The organism is Pseudomonas sp. Pc102 (genome assembly GCF_018408275.1).
GTDB lineage: Bacteria > Pseudomonadota > Gammaproteobacteria > Pseudomonadales > Pseudomonadaceae > Metapseudomonas > Metapseudomonas tohonis.
Genome location: NZ_AP021905.1, coordinates 6,517,349 through 6,536,130 on the forward strand (window position 1 = coordinate 6,517,349; position 18,782 = coordinate 6,536,130).

2 protein-coding genes (1 of these 2 cut by a window edge) are annotated in these 18,782 nt (G+C 69.8%); both read right to left on the bottom strand.

The features are described from left to right. On the bottom strand, nucleotides 1–16,482 hold the beginning of the coding sequence (locus PHLH3_RS29575; RefSeq protein ID WP_244863106.1) for an Ig-like domain-containing protein. Its footprint begins 24,171 nt before the window's first position; the window shows 16,482 of its 40,653 coding nt (coding positions 1–16,482); its start codon is at nucleotides 16,480–16,482; its stop codon lies beyond the left edge, outside the window. Then, entirely contained in the window at nucleotides 16,440–18,746 is a 2,307-nt protein-coding gene (locus tag PHLH3_RS30580) for an Ig-like domain-containing protein (protein ID WP_244862956.1), read from the bottom strand. Before PHLH3_RS30580 ends, PHLH3_RS29575 begins: the two co-directional genes overlap by 43 nt. Nucleotides 18,747–18,782 lie beyond the last annotated feature (36 nt).

The following is an 18,782-nucleotide window of genomic DNA, read 5'->3' on the forward strand; positions in this document are numbered from 1 at the left end:
GATCAGGTTGTTGAAGGCGATCTGCACCGATTCGCCGCTGCCGAGCACCGCGCCATTGCCCGGAGTGGCCGAGGCGACGGCGAGGTAGGGCGAGGTGTTGATCTGCACGCCCTTGCCGTTGCCCTGCATGACCTGCCCGCCGACGCTGAGCAGCTCGCCGCCGGTCTTCTGGTTCTGCCAGTAGATGGTTTCGTACTGGCCCTGGGCATTGGCTTCCAGCAGCAGGTAGGTGTCGCCGGTGCCGACGCTGATCAGGCCCTGCTGGACCTGCAGGGTCGGGCGGCCGAGGTTCGCGCTGATGGAGTCGCCGGAGACGGTGCCGCGTTCGATGGCCTGGACGCGGTAGTCGAGCTTGTCGCCGAAGTCCTTGAAGGTGGCCAGGTGCAGCTGCTTGTCGCGCAGGAACAGTACGTACAGCTGGCCGTTGAGCCATTGCAGGTCCACCGGCGCACCCAGCAGGTCGGCGCGCAGGCTGCCGTCGAAGGGAATGCTCGGCAGCGGCGCCTGGGCACCCAGTTCGTTGCGGCCCAGGGGCAGGAAGCGCACGTAGCCGGTGCCCAGGTCGTTGGCGGCGGCCACGGCCAGGGCGCCACGCTCGCTCTCCACGGCCAGGTCGAGGGCGCGGTGGTTGGGCAGGGTCAGGCTGGAGACCAGCAGCGGGCGACCCAGGTCGTTGACGTCCACCACGCGCACGCCGTCGCGGTCGTTGGCCAGGTACACCAGGCTGCCCAGGGTCTCGAGGCCCAGCACCGGCTGGTCGAGGCGCAGCTGGGACAGGCGGATCGGCCGTTCCCACAGCCCGATGTCGTAGATCTCCAGGCCGGCCGGCATCAGGAAGCGGTTGGAGCTGGTGGGCGCGGAGCCCGCCTTGACGCCGACGAACAGGGTGTCGCCCACCACCTGGGCGGCGCCGATCTGCATCGGCGGGTAGTTCGGCAGCACGATGCCCAGGCCCTGCGGCAGGGTGTAGGACAGCGCGCCGACCTTGACCTCGCGGGTGCTGGCGCCGCTGGGGATGCGCAGGAAGACGTCGTAGATGTCCGGGTCGATCACGCCCGGCAGGATGAAGTCGAAGTCACGCTGGGTCTCGACGTCGTCCTGCAGGTCGATGGCGGCACGGCCCGGCTCTTCCACAATGGGGCTGCGGCCGGTGTAGATCTCGGTGGCGCCGTGGCGGGCACGCAGGACCACGCGGGTGCCCGGCAGCAGCACGTCGGCGGATGCGTTGATGCTGACGAGGGTGCCGCCCTTCTTGCTCGCGGAATCCGGGCTGATGCGGTACTTGACCTGGTCCAGCGCCTGCTCGGCGCCGATCACCAGGGCGCCCAGGTAGTCCTCGCGCAGGCCGCCGTCTTCCAGGCGCAGGTGCCACTGGCCGGGGCCGAGGGGCAGCATGTCGAGGGCGTTCGGGGCGATTTCCAGGCGCTCGGTGCTGACCCACTGCAGGGCCACCGGGTACTGGTTGACGTAGCCCTTGACGGTGCTGGAGAAGCCGCTGCCGTTGATCACCACGCGGTCCTGGGCGCCACGGTGGAAGCGGGCGTTCTCCAGGTTGCGGATGCGCGGCTGGGTGGCGCCGGCGGCGGCCACCTTGAAGTCCACCTGGTACGGCGCCCACAGGCCGCCGCCACGCAGGTTGCGCGCGGAGGCCAGCTGCAGGCGCAGGCTGGCGCCGGCGGCGGGGGTGAAGCGCAGGGTCACGCGGGTCGCGGACTGGCCGTCGCCGCCCACGGCCTCGACGCTCGGGGCCGGCAGTTCGCGCTCGCCGTTGCTGATGTCCAGCAGGCGCAGGGCGCCCGGGGCACGCAGGGATTCCAGGGTCACCGGTTCGTTGAAGCTCAGGCTCAGGGCCTGCTCGCTGGCCGGGATCACACCGCCCTGGGCGACGCCGGCGTCCAGCACCAGGGCGCCGGGCAGCTCGAGCACGGTCAGGCCCTGTTTGCCGGAGCCGGCCACCAGGCGGTTGTTGAAGAGGTCCAGGGCTTCGATGCGCTCCTGGTTGCCGGCGGAGACCACGCGCGGTTGCAGCGGCTGGGCCAGGTCCAGCACCACCACGCCGCTTTCCGCCGAGACGAACAGCAGGTTGCCGGCCATGCGCAGGGCGATGCCGCGGCCGGCGACGGCCTGCAGCTGCTTGTCGAGGGTGACCAGCACGCGTTCTTCGGGCTCGTCGCGGTTGACGATCTCGACGCCGCGGCCGCCTACGGCCACCACCAGGTAGCGGCCGTAGACCAGCGCGTCCTGCGGGTTGGCGGTGAAGCTGTAGACGCGGGTCTGGCTCGGGTCGAACAGGTTCAGGCTGCGGATCTCGCCTTTTTCCAAATCGGTGGCCTTGGCCAGGGTCTCGTCCCAGCCCGGGCAGTTGACCCACTTGGCGCCCTGCACCAGGCCGCCGCTGAGCAGCCAGCCGTTGTCGAGCTTGAGCAGGCCGGCGCCTCTCAGGCCTTCCGGCGCCGCGACCCGCACCGGGTCCTCGCCATCCTGGTAGTTCAGCGCGGCCAGGCCGAGGCCGCTGGAGCCACCGATCTTGAAGGCACAGGTATCGCTGTTCGGCGGGTCGACATCCACCGAGGCGGTGGCGGCGAACAGGCCGTCGCCCTGCTTGACCAGGCGGCTGACGAGGCCGCTGAGCTTCTCTTCCTGGATCACCTGCAGGCCGTTCTGCTCGTCCAGGTTCAGGCGGGCGACGCCGCCATTGCCGCTGGCGATGTAGAGGCGCTTGCGCCAGGTGTTGCCTTCCCACTCGCGGGTCGGGGCGATCTGCAGGGAATCGAGGCCGAGGGTGAAGTCCTGGGCGGCCTGGCGGTCGAGCAGCTCCTGTTCTTCTTCGGTGGGCTCCATTTCGCCACTGGCGAGGAAGCCGTCCGACAGGCGCTTGGAGATGGCCATGGCCTGGGTCTTGAGGGACAGGCGCTGGGCGTCGCTCGGCAGGGCCGGCGAGCCGCCCACCAGCAGCGGCTTGGCGGGGTCCTGCACGGAGAAGGTGGCGGCGCGGTAGTTCTCCGGCAGCCAGCCGCCGGCGGCGAGTTTCTGCTGGCCGTAGCCTTCCACCATGAGGCCGCCGTTGCTCACGGCGACGCCGGTGTCGCGGTCGATCCACAGGTCGCTGGGGAAGATCAGCGAGGGGTGCAGCTCGGCCAGCTTGCGCAGGCCGTAGCCGAAGCTGCGCTCGCCGTTCAGGCGGGCCTGGTTGCCGTAGCGGTCTTCACCCAGCACTTCCACCTTGCCCGGGGCGCCACGCGGGGTGGTGACGCGCATGCGGCTGGTGGAGAGCACCTGGATGCGGCCCACCGGCAGGCCGCCGAAGCGCACCTTGAGGCCGTCCATGACGCTGTTGCCGGGTTCGAAGCCGTCGCCGCTGATGGTGACGCTGGTGTCGCCTGTGATCGGCCCCCAGAGCGGCGCCAGGGCGTCGAAGCGGATCGGTGCGTCCACCAGCAGCGCCCCTTCGAGCACGGCCTGCTGCCAGAGCCCGTCGCGCAGCACGGACAGGGTCAGGTTGTACTGGCCGGGACGCGGCATGGCCGGGACGCTGACCTTGAGCACGGCCGGGGCGGTGTCGCTGTCGCGGGTGACGCCTTCGATCTGCAGGGCGCGGTCACCGGCGAAGAGGCGCACCTGGGCCAGGTTGGCCGGGATGCCGCGGGCGCTGACGGTGATCAGGCTGGTGGTGTTCTGGGCGATACGACGCGGCACCACGGCCTCCAGGCTCAGGGTGTCGTCGCGGGCGCCGCGGTAGGTCAGGCCGACGCGCTGGTCCTGGGCCAGGCGCTGGAGCACGACGATGTCGCGCTCGGACAGCGGCTTGACCGAGGCGATGCCGGCCTTGGCCAGCAGGGTCAGGCGGTCGCCGGCCTTGAGGGTGTCGGCGACGCTGGCGGCCAGGGTCAGGCGGGCGTCGTTGTTGAGGATCTGCACGGTGGCCGGCAGGGTCTCGCCCTGGGGCCCGAGCAGGCTGAACAGGGCGGCGTTCGACGGGTAGAGGTCGATGGCCTTGTTGAAGCGGGCGATGACCTGCAGGCTGCCGTCGACCTGGCGGTCGAGGATGCCGTTGCGCGGGTCGACGGTGTGCAGCTTGAGCACCACGTCCGGCACCACCTGCAGCACGCTGCCCTTGGCGTCGACACCACCGGCGTGGGCGGCGTATTCGCTGGCCACCACGCTTTCCACGGTGCCGCCCTCGGGGGCCTGCATGCTGCGGCTGGGCTGCGGGCGCAGCGGGTCGGTGACGTCGATGCTGAGCACGCCCTTGTCGCCACGGGCCACATAGAGGGTGTTGCCGTTGTAGTCGAGGTCGTAGACGTAGCCGATGTCGTTGACGCGGGCGACCACCTGGGGACGGTTCGGGTCCTGCAGGTCGACCACGGCGACGCCGCTGGCGCCGGCGGCCACGTAGGCGTAGCGGCCCTGCAGCACCACGCGGGTGCCCGGCAGGTCGAGGTGGCCGAGGCGCTGCAGGCCCTGGCCGCTGCTCTGGCCGTATACCTGGAAGCCGCCGCTGCCGTTCTCTTCCTTGCTCAGCAGGCGGTTGCTGGGGAAGTCGAAGGCGCCGCCCACGGTGACCAGCAGGCCGCTCTCGCCGGCGGCGGCGTCGCGGGTGGCGACGTCGAGCATCGGCATGCGCGGGTCGCTGGCCAGGCTTTCCACCAGGTAGGTCTTGTTCGGCAGGAAGGCGTCGACCACGCCCAGGCCTTCCTCGCCCATGGCCAGCAGCACGCGGGCGTTGCGCACCCGCAGGCCGCGCACGGCGCTGGAGGGCAGCTCCAGGGAGCCGATCAGGGTGGTGCGCGACGGGTCGAGGCTGTCGAAGGCCACGGTGAACAGCTGCGCCGCGTCGGGCTTGCCGCCATTGAGACGCACGGCGGTGATGTAGACGCGGTCGGAGCTGCGCTCGAAGTAGGGCTCGACGCCGACGGCGATGTAGCCGGACGGCAGGCTGATGGCGGAGATGACGCGGTCGTCGCGGCCATCGCGGTTGCGGTCGATCAGGCGTAGCAGGTCGTCCGGGTTCAGCGGCTTCTGCGGGTCGGCGGTGTAGTTGCCGGCGTTGAGGTCGTAGACCAGCACGCCGTTGCTGCCCTGGGCGGAGAACAGGTAGCTGCCGCTGGGGTCCAGCGCCAGGTCGTAGACGCGGCCCTTGTCGCGGATCTGCGACTGCGGCGGCTGCTGGAAGGTGAAGGACTGCGCCAGGGCGCCCTGCTGGCCGTTGGCCAGGCGCACGCGCACATCCACCGTGCCGATGGGGCCGGGCGGGGTGATGACTTCCAGGGTCTCGCCGTCGAGCACCTTGAACTGCTCGGCGAGGATGTCGCCGAAGCTGACGGTCATGGCGCCCAGTTCGCTGCGGAAGCCCTGGCCCTTGATCAGCACGCGGGTGCCGCCGTTCAGCGAACCCTGTGCCGGGGACAGCGAGCGCAGCAGCAGCGGCTCGACGAACTGCACGGCGCCGACGCGGGTGGCCTTGCTGCCGTTGCCGGCCACCACTTGCAGGCTGGCCGGGCCGGGCAGGCTGGCCGGTGCCTGGACGCGGTAGCGGGCGCTGCCGTCGGGCAGGGATTCGGCCAGGGTGCCGGTGGCGGTCTGGCCGGAGACGGTGAACTGCGGCTGGCCGGTGACGCCGGACAGGCGCACGTCGATCTCGCCGCCACCGACGTCGAGCATCGACGGCCGGCTGTCGAGGATGGCCACCTGGGCACCGCCGGCCAGGCCGCTGCGGAAGTGGATGGCGTGTTCCATCAGGCCACGGCTGCGGCGGCTGGCCAAATCGCCCTTGAGGATGAGCTGGTGGCTGGCATTGGCCAGCAGCGCCTGCTCGGGGACCAGGATCAGGGTGCGCTGGTCGGCGCTGCGCTGCAGGGCGAAGGGCAGGCTGACGGCCGGCTGGTCGCCCTGGGCGTCGCGCTGCAGGACCAGGAACTGGCGCAGCTGCTCGTCGCTCATGGCGCCCAGGGAGCGGGTGAAGCGCAGCACCAGCGGGCTGTCCAGGGGCACGCCGTCGGCCTGGTCGCGCGGGGTGGAGCCGACCAGCTCCAGGGTCAGCAGGTCCACCAGGCCGAGGTGGGAGACCTTGCCGCCGGTGGCGTCGCCGCGCAGGGCGAAGCCGGCGATGCCCTGGTCGGTGATCACCAGCGGCTGGGTGCGCCAGGGCTTCTTCAGCAGGTTGTCGTAGTCGTCCGGGTAGTCGGCGGCGCGCACGCAGTAGGGCAGGCTCAGGGCGTCCAGCAGGCCGATGTCGGCCGGGCGGCTGAAGTCGTAGAAGCCCAGGTAGGCCTGCAGGCCCTTCTCGCAGGCGGCGAGGTCGTCGCTGCCGGTGTAGGTCAGGTTGAGCCCGGTGGTGGCCTGGGCGGCGATGCCACGGCTGTCGCCCGGCACGCTGAAGCCGCCGGAGAGGTAGCGGCCCTGCTCGCGGATGAAGGCCGGGCGGCTGGCGTCGTAGAGGTTCAGGCCGTTGCCGGTGGCGAAGCGGCTGCCGTCGGCGGTGAGGCCGATGTAGCCGCCCACGCGGGATTCGCCCAGCTGCGGCAGGGACGGACGCGACAGGTCGAAGACCACGCGGGCGCCACCGTTGACCACGTGCAGGCTGTCGCCGATGACGGCGATGTCCTGGACGTTGCCCAGGGTCTGCACGCGGCCGTCGATGCTGGCCTGGGTGATGCGGCGCACCACGGTCGGGCGCAGCGGGTCGGCGACGCTGACCACGGCGATGCCTTCGGCGGTGGTGGAGACCAGCAGCAGGCCCTGGTGGGCGACCACTTTCTCCGGCACGGCCTGGGTGAAGGGCAGCGGCAGGCTGTAGCGGATGCCACGGTCCTTGCCCGGGGGCTGCTCGGTGAGGTCGTCGGGGTCGCGGATCTCGCGGTCGTAGACCAGCAGCACGCTGCGGCCTTCGTATTCGGTGTCGATGTAGGGGAAGTCGTAGCCGCGGCCCACCACGTAGAGCTGCTTGTCGGCCAGGGCCATGGCGCTGGGCTTCATGTCCTGCGGCAGGTTGTAGTAGCCCAGGCCGTGGCGCGGCGCGGCTTCGCCGACCTTGGCCGGGTCGTATTTCACCAGGCTGATCCAGCCCGGGGCGTAGTAGTGCTCGAGCTGCTCGCGGCTGAAGACCTGGTTCGGTGTTGGCGAGCCCTTGCCCAGCTCACCTCGGCCGAGCACGTAGAACATGTGCAGGTCGCTGTCGACGGCGAGGTCGACGATATGGCCCGGCGGCAGCTTGAGCGGGTCCGGCACGTAGTCGGTGATGCCGCCCTTCTCCAGGGTCTCCAGGCGCTTGTCGATGACCTCGGCGGACATCGGCTTCTCGGTCTCCAGGCCGCGATCGAGCTGCAGGCGACCGTAGAACAGGGCGTTGCGCTGGACGTAGTGGCGGCCGAGTTCGTCGTCCAGTTCCAGGTCGATGAAGCCGCGGTAGCCCTTGCCGTTCTCGTCGCGGAAGTCGGGCACCAGCAGGCTCATGCGCTCAGCGCTGTAGAGGCGCAGATCGCCCGAGCCGACCTTGATGACCTTCTTCTCGGGGTTCGGCTCGCCGCTCTTGTAGGCGGTGAGCGTCAGGCCTGCGTGGAAGCCCTTGCCGACCAGGTCGACGCGGTCGTTCTTGCCGCTCTGGGCGACGCGCACCACGGCCGGGGCCAGGTGCGAGATGGACAACTCGTCGACGAACACGAAGCCGCCGAGCACGGTGTCGGAAAGACCGGCCTCGGTGTACAGGCTGACCGCCGCCGGGCCCGGGTAGTTGGGCACGGTGCGGGCGTAGAGGCTGATCACGCCGCTGGCGGCGTCGACCGCGCGGCGCTCGATCACCAGCGGCTCGCCACCCACCAGCAGGCGCGGCTGGTCGCCGAAGTTGAGGCCACGGACGATGAGCTCGGTGCCGCCGCGCACGTCGCCGACGTTGACGCAGGCACTGCGCTCGGCGCTTTCGCGGGTGCAGATGCTCTGGATGTCCGGGTAGGCGGCATCGGCCGGCGCGGTGCTGAAGCTGAAGACGTAGTCGGCGGCCAGCGGCTGCCCGGTGACGGGCGTGAGCCCCTCTTTGATGCGCACGTAGTAGCGCTGGCGCGGCTGCAGGCTCTGGCCGTCCTTGCGGGTGAGCTGGATGCGGCGCTTGGTGGTGTCGCTGCCACGGGCGGCGAAGGCCAGGTCGAACAAGCCGGTGACGTCGCGGCCCACCTGGGCATCCCCTTCGAGCACCTGGACGAAGTCGGCCAGTCGGGTCTGCTCCGGCAGCACCGCCGACAGTTCGATGAGCATGGCCGGCAGCTGGGTGCTGACGTCGTTTTCGCCCACCTGCGGGTTGTGCTGCAGCACGGTGAGGGCCGGCAGGTCGATGCGACCGATACCGCCCTTGCCGGCGGCGACCTGGATGGCGCCACGGGCCAGGGTCACGCCACGGATGGCGAAGTTGTCGGGGGTGGCGTTGCGCTGGACCATGACCGGGACGCTGGCGTCCAGCCCGCTCTCGCCGATGCGCGCCAGGTCGAGGATCTGCACCAGGCTCTGGGTCGGCTTGTCTTCCTGGTCGGAGAGCAGCTCGGTGACGTAGGCAAGGTTGCCGGAGACGTGCACGTCGTAGAGGCCATCGGCGGCCTGGTCGGGGCGGTGCGGCTTGATCTCCACCACTTGCACCAGGCGCGGCTGGTCGGGCTCGCTGATGTCGATGCGGGTCAGGCGGGCACTGTCGCCGCTGCCGGCCATGTCGGTGACGTAGAGCTGGTTGCCCACCAGGTGCAGGCGGTTGGCCACGCCCAGGGTGTCGATGCGCGCCACCTGGGGCATCGCCGGGGTGCTCAGGTCGGCGACCACGACGCCCTCTTCGGAGGCGGCGATGTAGGCGTAGTGGCCACGCACCTTGACGTCGCGGGCAAAGCCGTTGGGCTTGATGTAGCCGACGTGGTAGGGCGCGGTCATGTTGGTGATGTCGATGACCTGCACGCCGCCGGCACCGTTGGCCACCAGGGCCAGGTTGCCGCTGCGGGTGAGGCCGTAGACATCCGGGTAGGGCATGTCGACGCGGCCCATCATCAGGTAGGGCAGGCCGAACTGGCCGTCGCCGTTGCGCTGGCCGAACAGCAGCAGCTCGCCGGCCTTGTTGTCGAGGTACAGGGCGCCGGTGCCTTCGCTCGGGGTGTCGCCGCCGTGCCAGTCCTTGCGGATCTCTTCGCTGAACTGGCTGACGAACTGGCAGGCCGCGTCGCCCGACTGGCAGCTGCCGGCATCGGTGACGCCGGACTTGCCGGCCAGCACGATGTTCTCGTCGGTGACCAGTTCGCCGATGGTGCCGCTGAAGATCTCGGCGGCACCGTTGAGCAGCGGCGAATAGGCGAAGTAGTCGCCCTTCTGGTTGCCCTGGGTCTCGTCCACCGCATCCATGATGTAGATGCCGGTGCGCGCCTCGGGCAGGCCGCGCAGGGCGTCCTCCTTGCCCAGCAGGCCGAGGCCCTGCTCGATGCGCAGCGGGTCGACGCTGGCCCAGGCGGCGATCATCGCGCCGCTGCGGTCGAGGGCGCGGTACTGGTCGATGGCGGTGTAGTGCACGCCCTTGGCCTGGGCCTGGGCACCGGCCTGGGGCGCGATGAAGCGGCGCTCGCTCAGCGGCCAGCCCATCTCGTGGTAGGTGTCGCGGGTGACGGTGTGGTTCGGCGTGACCACCTTGGTGAGCACGTGCAGGCGCTCGTTGCGCAGGCCGGTGCGGCGCAGCACGTTGCCCTGGCTGAAGTCGGCCCAGTAGATGTAGTAGTGCTTGTCCGGGTCGCTGACCGGGGTGGTGTCGCCCGCCTGGCGCTGGTCGTCGCGGAACAGGGTCAGCGGGTACTCGTCCGCCACCTTCCATTCGCCGGCGTCGTTCTGGTATTCGCGGCGCCAGAGCATGCTGACGTCCTGGATGGCGCCGCCCATGTCTTCGACGGACACCACCGCCCGCAGGCTTTCGCCCATGGTCAGTACGTCCTTGTCGATCGGGTAGAGCACGGCGAGGCGCGGTACCACGGTGTCTTCGAGCTTGCCGACGCGCACCACCTGGGACTCGCCCGCCTGGCCCAGCACGTCGTAGGCGATGGCCTGGACGGTGAAGCCCTGGACGCCCGCCGGGGCGGCGAGGCGCGCGCGGTAGACGTGGTCCTGGGCGTGGCTGCCGACCTGCTGGCCGTAGCTCTGCTCGGTGGTGATGACCGGTACGCCGTTGACGTAGAAGGTGACGTGGTCGATGCCCTCGGGGCCGAGGTCGTCGAAGGCCTCGACGAAGACTTCGAGGTCCTGGCCGTCGATCACCACGGCGTTGTCGTTGTCGGGCTTGACGATGCGCGCCTGCGGCGGTTTGTCGGCCTTGATCAGGATGCTGCCCGGCAGGTCCACCATGGCGGACTCGTAGCCGTCGAGGTCGCGGGCCTTGGCGCGGAAGCGCAGCACCTGGTCGACGCGGCCGGTGGGCACCTTGAAGTGGAACTGGTAGGGCGCGGCGGAATCCTCGCCCAGGGCCTGGTACTTGGGCGTGGAGCCGGCCGGGCCGATGGCGTAGTAGAGCGCGGCGGCGTCCACCCCGACCTCGGGGTCGCTGGCCTGGACCTGGACGACCACGCCGCGGCCCTCGGTCAGCTCGGTGACCTCGCCCATGGCGAAGCCGCGGGCATCCAGCAGCTTGATGGCGTTGACCTCCGGCGGCTGGTTGCGCAGCAGGTTGACCGGGATGATCTCCTTGGCCTCGTTGCCGGCCGGGTCGCGGGCGGTGATCTGCAGCTGCATCGGCAGGGATTCGGGCAGCGTGTCGGTGCGGCCCAGGTAGTCGGCGATGCTGGCCACCGGCAGGCTGCCGATATAGGGGCCGGTGAGCAGCAGGCGATCGGAGACACGCTCCTCGGGGGCGAAGGTGCCGTCGCCGTTGCGGTCGACGTACAGGCCCAGGCTCACCGAGCCGACGCGGACGTTGTCGCTGACTTCCAGCTGGTACGGCAGGTTGCGCTTCTCGGCGATACTGGCGCCGCTGGCCAGCGGCTGCTTGACCAGCAGTTGCGGCGCCTTGTCGTCCTTCAGTACGCGCACGCGCACGGCCTGGGGCGTGCTGACGCTGCGGCCCTTGCCGTCGGCGCGACGCTCCAGGGCACTGGCGGTGAGGCTGAGGTCGGTGCCGGCCTGGCCATAGGGCACTTCGACGAGGAATTCGTAGGGGAAGACCATGTCGGTGAGGCTGCGGTCGCCGCCCTTGAGGCCGCCGATGTTGAGCACCACGCGGTCGATGCCGACGTCGTCCACGGCGTTGATTTCCACCAGCAGCAGCTGGCCTTCGGTGGTCTCGCTGTTGTTCTGCGGCGCGCCGACCACCACGCTGGGCAGCTGGTCGCGGGTGACTTCCACCGTGAGGTGTTCCTCGGCGCGGTGGGCGTCGAGATCGCCGTGGGCGACGCCGTAGGTGTCCACCGCTTCCAGGCTGAGCTGCACCTGGTTGGCCTGGGGGTTGTCCGGGTCGAAGGCGGGCATCGGCACGGAGAAGTTGTAGGGCGACTGGCGCAGGCGCATCTCGTAGGGCGGCTGGCCGTTGCCGTAGGTGGCGCGCAGGTGCACGTACTCCACGCCGACGTCGTCGAAGGCCTTGGCGTTGACGTACAGCGGGTTGCCTTCCACCACCTTGGCGCCGGGCACGGGCTCGACGACGTCGATCACCGGGCGGGCGTCGATGTTGATCGGGTAGCTGTTGGTGAGCACCGCGTTGTTGGCCGCGTCGAAGCCTTCCAGGCGCACGCGCACGCTGACCCGCTCGATCTGGTCGCTGGTCAGGCCGAAGGCGCGGACGATCTCGGCCAGGCGGTCGACGTGGATCAGCTGGCTGTATTCGGGGGTGTCGATGTCGACCGTGGTGACCGGCTCGTAGTCCTCGGAAGGGATGCCGTCGATGGTGCGTACCACGGTGAAGGGCTGCTCGCGGTCCTGGGCTTCGCCACGCACGCGCACCGAGTAGCCGCGCGAGAGCACCAGGCGGTTGACCTTGACGTTGTCGAAGGCCTGGTAGACCAGGGTGAAGTCGCTGTCCTCGATGGCGCCGAAGCCGAGGGTTGGCCGCTTGAACAGCAGTTTCGGGCTGATGGTATCGGCCATCACCTTGATCTTGCGCTCGAACAGGCCGACCGCACCGTCGGAGTCCTCGACCTGGGCGGTGAGCTTGAGTTCTTCGTTATGGCGGATCAGGCCCTGGGGCACTTCCAGCACGAAGGTGCGCTGCATCGCGTAGGGGCTGTCCTTGCGGCCGAAATCGTCGGCCATGGACTTGTCGTAGCGGGCATGGATGCTGTCGTGGATGCTGGCGAAGGCGGCATCGACCACCTTGTCGCCACCGGTGACGCCGTCGCTGGAGCCGATCACCGGCAGCGGCACGCCGTTGGCGAAGACCTTGAGGCGGCTGGCGGTGAGCTTGCGGTCGTCCGCGGCCACCAGGCCGACGCGGATGCGGAAGGTGCCGGCGGCGATCTCCTGCTCATCGCCCGGGGCGGTGATGCGCACCTCGGGGACCATGTTGGTCAGAGGGTGGACCAGGATGGTGCGGTCGCTGACATGACCGTAGGTGTCGGTCAGTTCGATGCGGTATTCGGTGGGCTCGCTCTGGTCGAAGAGGACCTCGGCCTGGTCGGCGGCCTGCAGCGGCGGCGCGGCGGGGCAGTTGACCTGGAAGCCGCGCTCGTAGACCACGGCGGCGACGCTGCCGTCGCGCTTGAGGCGCAGGATGCGGTAGGTGGCGAGGCCGGCGTCGTCGCGCAGGTCGGTGTCGAGGCGGAAGCGTTCGTTGATCCGCACCCAGAATTCGCCGTAGTTGATGCGCGCCGGGTCGGTGAGGGCCTTCTCGTACTTGCCGTCCACCCAGTAGGTGTTGAAGCCGGTGAGGCTGAGCTGCGGCTTCTCGTTGGCGGCCAGCGGGTAGCGCAGGCTGTGTTCGGTGGTGCGACCGCTCCAGTCCTCGGCCACCAGGGTCAGCTCCAGTTCGCCGCTGGAGAACTCGCGGGGCACCCGGTAGGGCAGTTGCAGGGCGCTCTGGCCGAGGTAGGTGCCGAGGTCGTGGACGACACGGCCACGGTTCTCCAGCAGGCGCAGGCTCTTCAGGCCGAGGCTGTCGTCGCCGAAGGTGGTCTTGAGGTCCAGCTGCTGCATGGGCACGGCGACGGAGCCGGCCACCGGGCTGACGATGCGCGCCTGGGGCGCCTGCTCGTCGACCCGCAGGGGCTGTTGCAGCAGGGTGCCGAGCACCAGGTCGCCGCGCTCGTGGGACAGGCGGTCGGTGGCGTGGCCGATCAGGCTCAGGCTGGTGCTCTGCACTTCGGCGGGCACCGGCAGGAGCAGGTTGTAGCGTTCTTCCGCACGGCTCTGGGCACCGCTGTCGCCCACTTGCAGGAAGGCGGTCTGGGCATTGCCGTCGAGGCCGTCCTGGAGCAGCAGGTTGATGACGTTGCGGCCCGGTACGCGGGTGCCGCCGTCGGTGCTGACGTTGGCCTGGGAGGTTTCCAGCTGGGTGATCTGCAGCTCGCGGATGAAGGCGGGCGCGCCGGCACGCGGGCGCAGCACCAGGCGGGTGACGTCGGGGCCGCCCAGGGCGGCGAGGTCGAGCAGGCCGCCGACGGCCTGCACGTCGCGCAATTCGGGGCGCACCTGGCAGAGGCTGCGGGAGAAGGTCTCGACCTGCCAGTTGCTGGTCTGCGTGCCCAGCTTGAGCAGGCGCGGGGAGCCGAGCTGCTCGTTGCCGGAGAGGATCAGGCGGCCGTCTTTGACCTGCAGGAAGGGCTTCTCGTTGAGCAGCAGGTCGCCCTGCCAGCCCTGGGCCTCGGGGTAGGCGATGCTGATCAGCGGGCTGTTCTGCTGGCTGGTGGCGTCGACCTTGGTCAGGCCGCGGATGTCGCGGGCACCGCCCAGGTCGCGCAGGGAGCTGGCCGCCAGCAGGTAGCGGCCGGTGCTGGCGGGCGCGCCGTCGTTGAAGTCGTCCTGCACGACCAGGCTGCCACGCAGGGGCATGCCGCGCTGCTGCTGGGCGGAGGGGGTGCTGTCCTTCCAGCTGAGCAGGGGCGCCTGGTCACGCTGGACCAGCAGCCGGCGGGTCACCTGGCTCTCGTTGCCCAGCAGGTCCTTGGCCTTGACCACCAGGGTCAGGCCGATGGGCTCGGCCTGGGGCCGGTAGCGTTCGATATCGAGCAGGTCGTTGGCGCCGGCGGCGGGGACGCTGACCTGCGGCGTGCTGAGGCCTTCGGCCTTGGCCACCAGTTCGTCGCGGCCCTGGTCGTCGAGCAGGCGCACTTCGTAGGAGGCGACGGCGGTGTCGTCCTGCAGGCTGACCTGCAGTTTGGTCTTCTGCCGCTCGAAGAGGCGTTCGGTGGGCGACTGGATGTTGATCTGCGGGCCGGTCTCGTCGCCGAGGACCTTGATGTTGATGGCCGGGGAACGGGTTTCGTTGATGCCGCGGTCACGGGCGCGCAGCACCAGCTGCAGCACCTTGCCGGCGTAGCGGCGGCTGAGCTCGGGGGTCAGGCGCAGGCGGCCGTCGAAGTCGGCGTAGAAGCGCTGGCCGACGAGGATGGCGCCGATGGTGCCGGGGTTGGGCACCTTGACGGTCTCGACACGGTCCTTGCGGCTGAACAGTTCCCAGGCCACGGCGTGTTCTTCGCGGGTGTCCGGGTCGATCAGCAGGGGGTCGAGGCTGTCGACGTACTGGTTGTCGCCGGCGCTGCCCTGGATCTGGAAGTTGGTGCCCGGCGGCAGGCTGAAGTCGCCTTCCGGCTTGCTCAGCTGCAGGGTCGGCGGCTCGGTGTCGTCGATGATCTCCAGCTCCAGCGAGGCTTCGCTGACCTGGTTGGCGCTGTCGTAGGCACGGACGGCGATATCGGTGTCGGCCCCGGCCTTGTTGGGCACGCGCAGGGCGGCGCCGACATAGCCTTCCTGGGACTTGGCCAGGTCGCTGCCGCTGACGGTCTTGAGCACCTGCACCTGGCCGCCCTGGCGCAGGATGAACTCGACGCGGCTCACCTGGCGGTCGTCGGTGACCAGGGCCTGGGCGGTGAAGGCTTCGCCCTCGTACAGGCGCGAACCGGGTGCCGGGGCGCGGACGGCGATCTTCGGCGGCTGGTCCTTGCCGATGGGGAAGCGCCAGAGGGTGGGATCGGCGTCGTTGCCGTACTGGTCACGACCGCGCAGTTCGATCACCAGCTCCTGCTGGTCGGAGGGGACTTCCATCTCGAAGCTGTCTTCGAAGCTGGCGACCTGCTGGGCGCCGGTGAGGGCCTTGGAATACAGGGTGCGGCTGCCGCTGAGGGCGCTGAAGGCCACCAGGCGGGTGTCGTCGACGCCGCGCAGGCGGACCTGGATGCGGTTGCCGGCGTAGAGCGGTGCGCCCTGGATCGGCGAGACCACGGCCAGGCGCGGGCCGAGGGTGTCGGCCATGACCTGCAGGGGCAGTTCGCGGTTGTCGCCCTGCTGGCCGCCGTCGTCGATGGCGGCGACCTTCAGGCGCAGGGCGCGGTCCTGGTTGCCCAGGTTGAGGGGCTTGAGGTCGATCACCAGGCGGTTGACGGTATCCGGGCCGATGACGAGGCCACCTTGCTGGTCGATGCGCTTGTGCCACAGCGGTGTGCTGCCGCCTTCGGCCCAGAGGCTGGCTTCGAGTGCGTGCACGGCGCGGTCGTCGTGGGCGACCACGTCCACCTGCAGGCTGTCCTGGCTGTAGACGCGGCTCTGCACCGGGTTGAGGCCGCGGACCTCGGGCTTGGCGTCGTCGGCGATGCCGATCAGCACCTTCACTTCGCTGTCGTTGCCGGTGCCATCGGTGGCCACGACGCGGATCGGATAGCGGTCGTAGCGCACGCCGTCGAGGTGCTTGAACTTGGGCGCCGCCACCACCTTGAGGGTGGAGAAGGCCTTGAGGGCACCGGGGATGGCCTGCACCGAGAGGCTGCCATCGGCGCTGCTCAGGTGGTCGTTGGGGTTGCCGGTGAGGTAGAAGCCGACGCCTTCCTGCTTGGCCACACCGTAGAGGTCCAGGCGCTCGACGCCGACGTTGTCGTAGCCGGTGACCTTGAGCACGAAGGTGCTGTCCTCGACCACCGGGGCCAGGTCGTCGCCGGCGTCGCTGATGGTGATGGAGGGGGAAGCCAGGTTGATGACCGGGTCTTCCTCGTCCTTGCCCAGGGTGACGTTGACCGGCGCGCTGCGGGTCAGCTGGCCGGCGCTGTCGATGGCCTCGGCGTGGAGGGTCAGGGGGGTTTCCTTGTCCACGCCGGCCGGCGCCTGGTAGATCACCGCGAAGGGCGCCTTGAGGTCGGTGCCCGCCAGCTTGCCGTTGACGTAGAAGTCGACCTGGCGCAGGCCCAGGTCGTCGGTGGCGTTGGCGCGCAGCTCGACCGGCTGGCCGGAGACCAGGTGCGCGCCTTCCACCGGGTGGCTGAAGGATACGGTCGGCGTCTGGTCGCCCTTGACCGGCAGGGTCAGGGGCTCGGAGAGGTTGGACTGCTGGTGCAGGTCGACCACGCGGGCGCGCAGTTCCAGGGTACGGCCGAGCCAGTCCTGCTTGATCGGCAGCTGGAAGCTGTGGCTGGTGCTGCGCAGGCCGAGCTTGGTGCCGTCGTAGTCGCGGTCCTGGTGGCGGTAGGACTGCACTTCCTCGCCGTTGACCAGCAGGAAGATGTCGGTGCCGCCTTCGAGGGTGTCGTCGGTGGCCTCGACCGTGACGCTGACGGTCTGGCCCACGGTGGCGATGCTGCCGGCCGCGGGCTGGGTGATGCGGGCGGTGGGCCGCTGGTTCTCCAGCACGCGCAGCAGGCGGGCCGGGGCGTCGACCACGGCACCGTTCTGCGCGTGCACGCGGGCGGAGAGCGCCATGCTGGTTTCCCGCAGGGAGATCTCGGGCACCTGGAGGGTGACCTGCCAGACCTCGAACAGCTGCTTCTTGCTCGGGTCGCTCTCCAGCGGGCGCTGTTCGAAGATGGGGAAGCGGGTCTCGCCGACCTTGCGCCCGTCGATGAAGTATTCGACCTGGCTGATGCCGCTCTGGTACTCGACGTCCGGCAGTACGCCCAGGTTGACGCTGATGGCGGCGCGCAGCGGGCTGTTCTCGACGACGCGCTGGGCGTCCACCGGCGATTCGAAGATGAACTCGGGGCCTTGGGATTGCTCTTGGCGACGACCTGCACGGCGCGCTCGGGGCTGCTCTGGCTCTTGCCGGTTTCGTCGAAGGCCACGGCGCGCACGCGCAGGGTGCGGCCTTCCAGTTCCTGCTCGATGGGCAGGCTGAGGGCGTAGGGCGGGGACAGGCGGCGCCCGACCATGGCGCCGTCGAGCCAGAACTCGACGCTTTTCACGCCGACGTCGTCGCTGGCGCTGGCCTGGAGTTCGAGCACCGAGCCGACGGCGATGCTGGCTTCGGGCTGCAGGTCGACTGCGGGGGCGGAGTCCTGGGCGGCGACCGGGAGGTCGACGCCGATGTCCGGGTAACGCTGCAGGCGGGCGTGCAGCAGCATCGGGCTCTGCTCGGGCACCTGGGCACGGGCGCGCAGTTGCAGCTGGTCGTTGCGCTCGAGGATGCCTTCGCTGCCGTTGGGCAGCTGCAGCTCGACGGCGAGGCTGTCGGCCAGGGGCGACTCGCTGCCGTCGTCGAATACCGCGAGGATCGCCGGCAACGCCTGGAAGTCGTTGAGGCGCGGCAGCACCAGGGGCTGGCCGGCGGCCTGGCCTTCGAAACGCAGGGCGGTGAGGCGGCGGCTGTAGTCGACCTTCACCGGCAGGCTGACTTCGGGCAGGCCGGGGTAGCTCACATAAACAAAGACCGCCTCGGAGGCGGTCTCTTGCAATGGATAGACAACGCCTTCGGCGCTGACCCAGACCAGGTCCGGGTTGGAGGAACGGTAGCTGATGCCGTTGCCCAGCCCGGCCAGGGGGGTCGGCCCGCGGAATTCGAAGTCGACCTCGGGAACCAGGCGGGCCGACTGCAGGGCGTCGCTGAACACCAGGCGATCGGGGTGCACGGCGATGGAGCGGGCGGCTTCCTCGACGCTCTCGCCGATGAAGCGGATGTCGGAGAAGCTGCTCTGGTTGCCGGAGGCATCGACGGCGACCGCCTGGACCATGACCAGGGCGTTGCGTGCCACTTCTTCGGCGCTCAGGGGAGCGTCCAGGCGCTGGCGCAGGCTGTAGCGCTGCTGGCCGTCGACCTTGGGGAAGACCCGGCGCGCTTCGGGCATGCGCAGGAAGGCCTTGCGCTCGGCCTGGCTGACCACGCCGCCGGCGGCGCGCAGGTCGGAGGCGCGCAGGCCGGTGAGGGACAGGCTGAGGTAGCTGAGGTCGATGTCGTCCTGGGCGTCGAAGCTGGCCACCAGGTACTGCTCGCCATCCTGGCTCTCGATCGCCAGCTGGGTGAGTTCCAGCTGCGGGGCCACGGCTTCCTGCTGGAAGGTTTCGCTGTAGTCCTGGATCCGGCCGTCGGCGTAGATCAGTTTGACCGCCGGCTGCAGGACGTCGCCGCCTTCGAGACGGAAGCTGAAGGAGCAGGCGACGCTGGAGTCGGTGTCACGCGTGGCATCGGTCGGCAGGAAACGCTTGCCGCTGGCGGGAATGCTGACTTCGGCCAGGTCACGGCAATCATCGAGGGAAAGGACGTAGTCGGCGGCGTTGCCGGTGGAACCGAGGGCGGAGGCGGTGCGGATGTCTATTTCGGATGCAAAGGTTTCAGGGGCCGCTAGCGCGATCAGCGCGGCGAGCACCCGGCGAAACCCTGTATGGCGGCATCCTTGCAGCATCTTGGGGGAAAAGTTCCATTTATTTTGCGCATTCAG

Coding starts and splice junctions, on each gene's coding strand:
- PHLH3_RS30580 (WP_244862956.1), bottom strand. CDS start 18,746: ATGCTGCAAGGATGCCGCCATACAGGGTTTCGCCGGGTGCTCGCCGCG.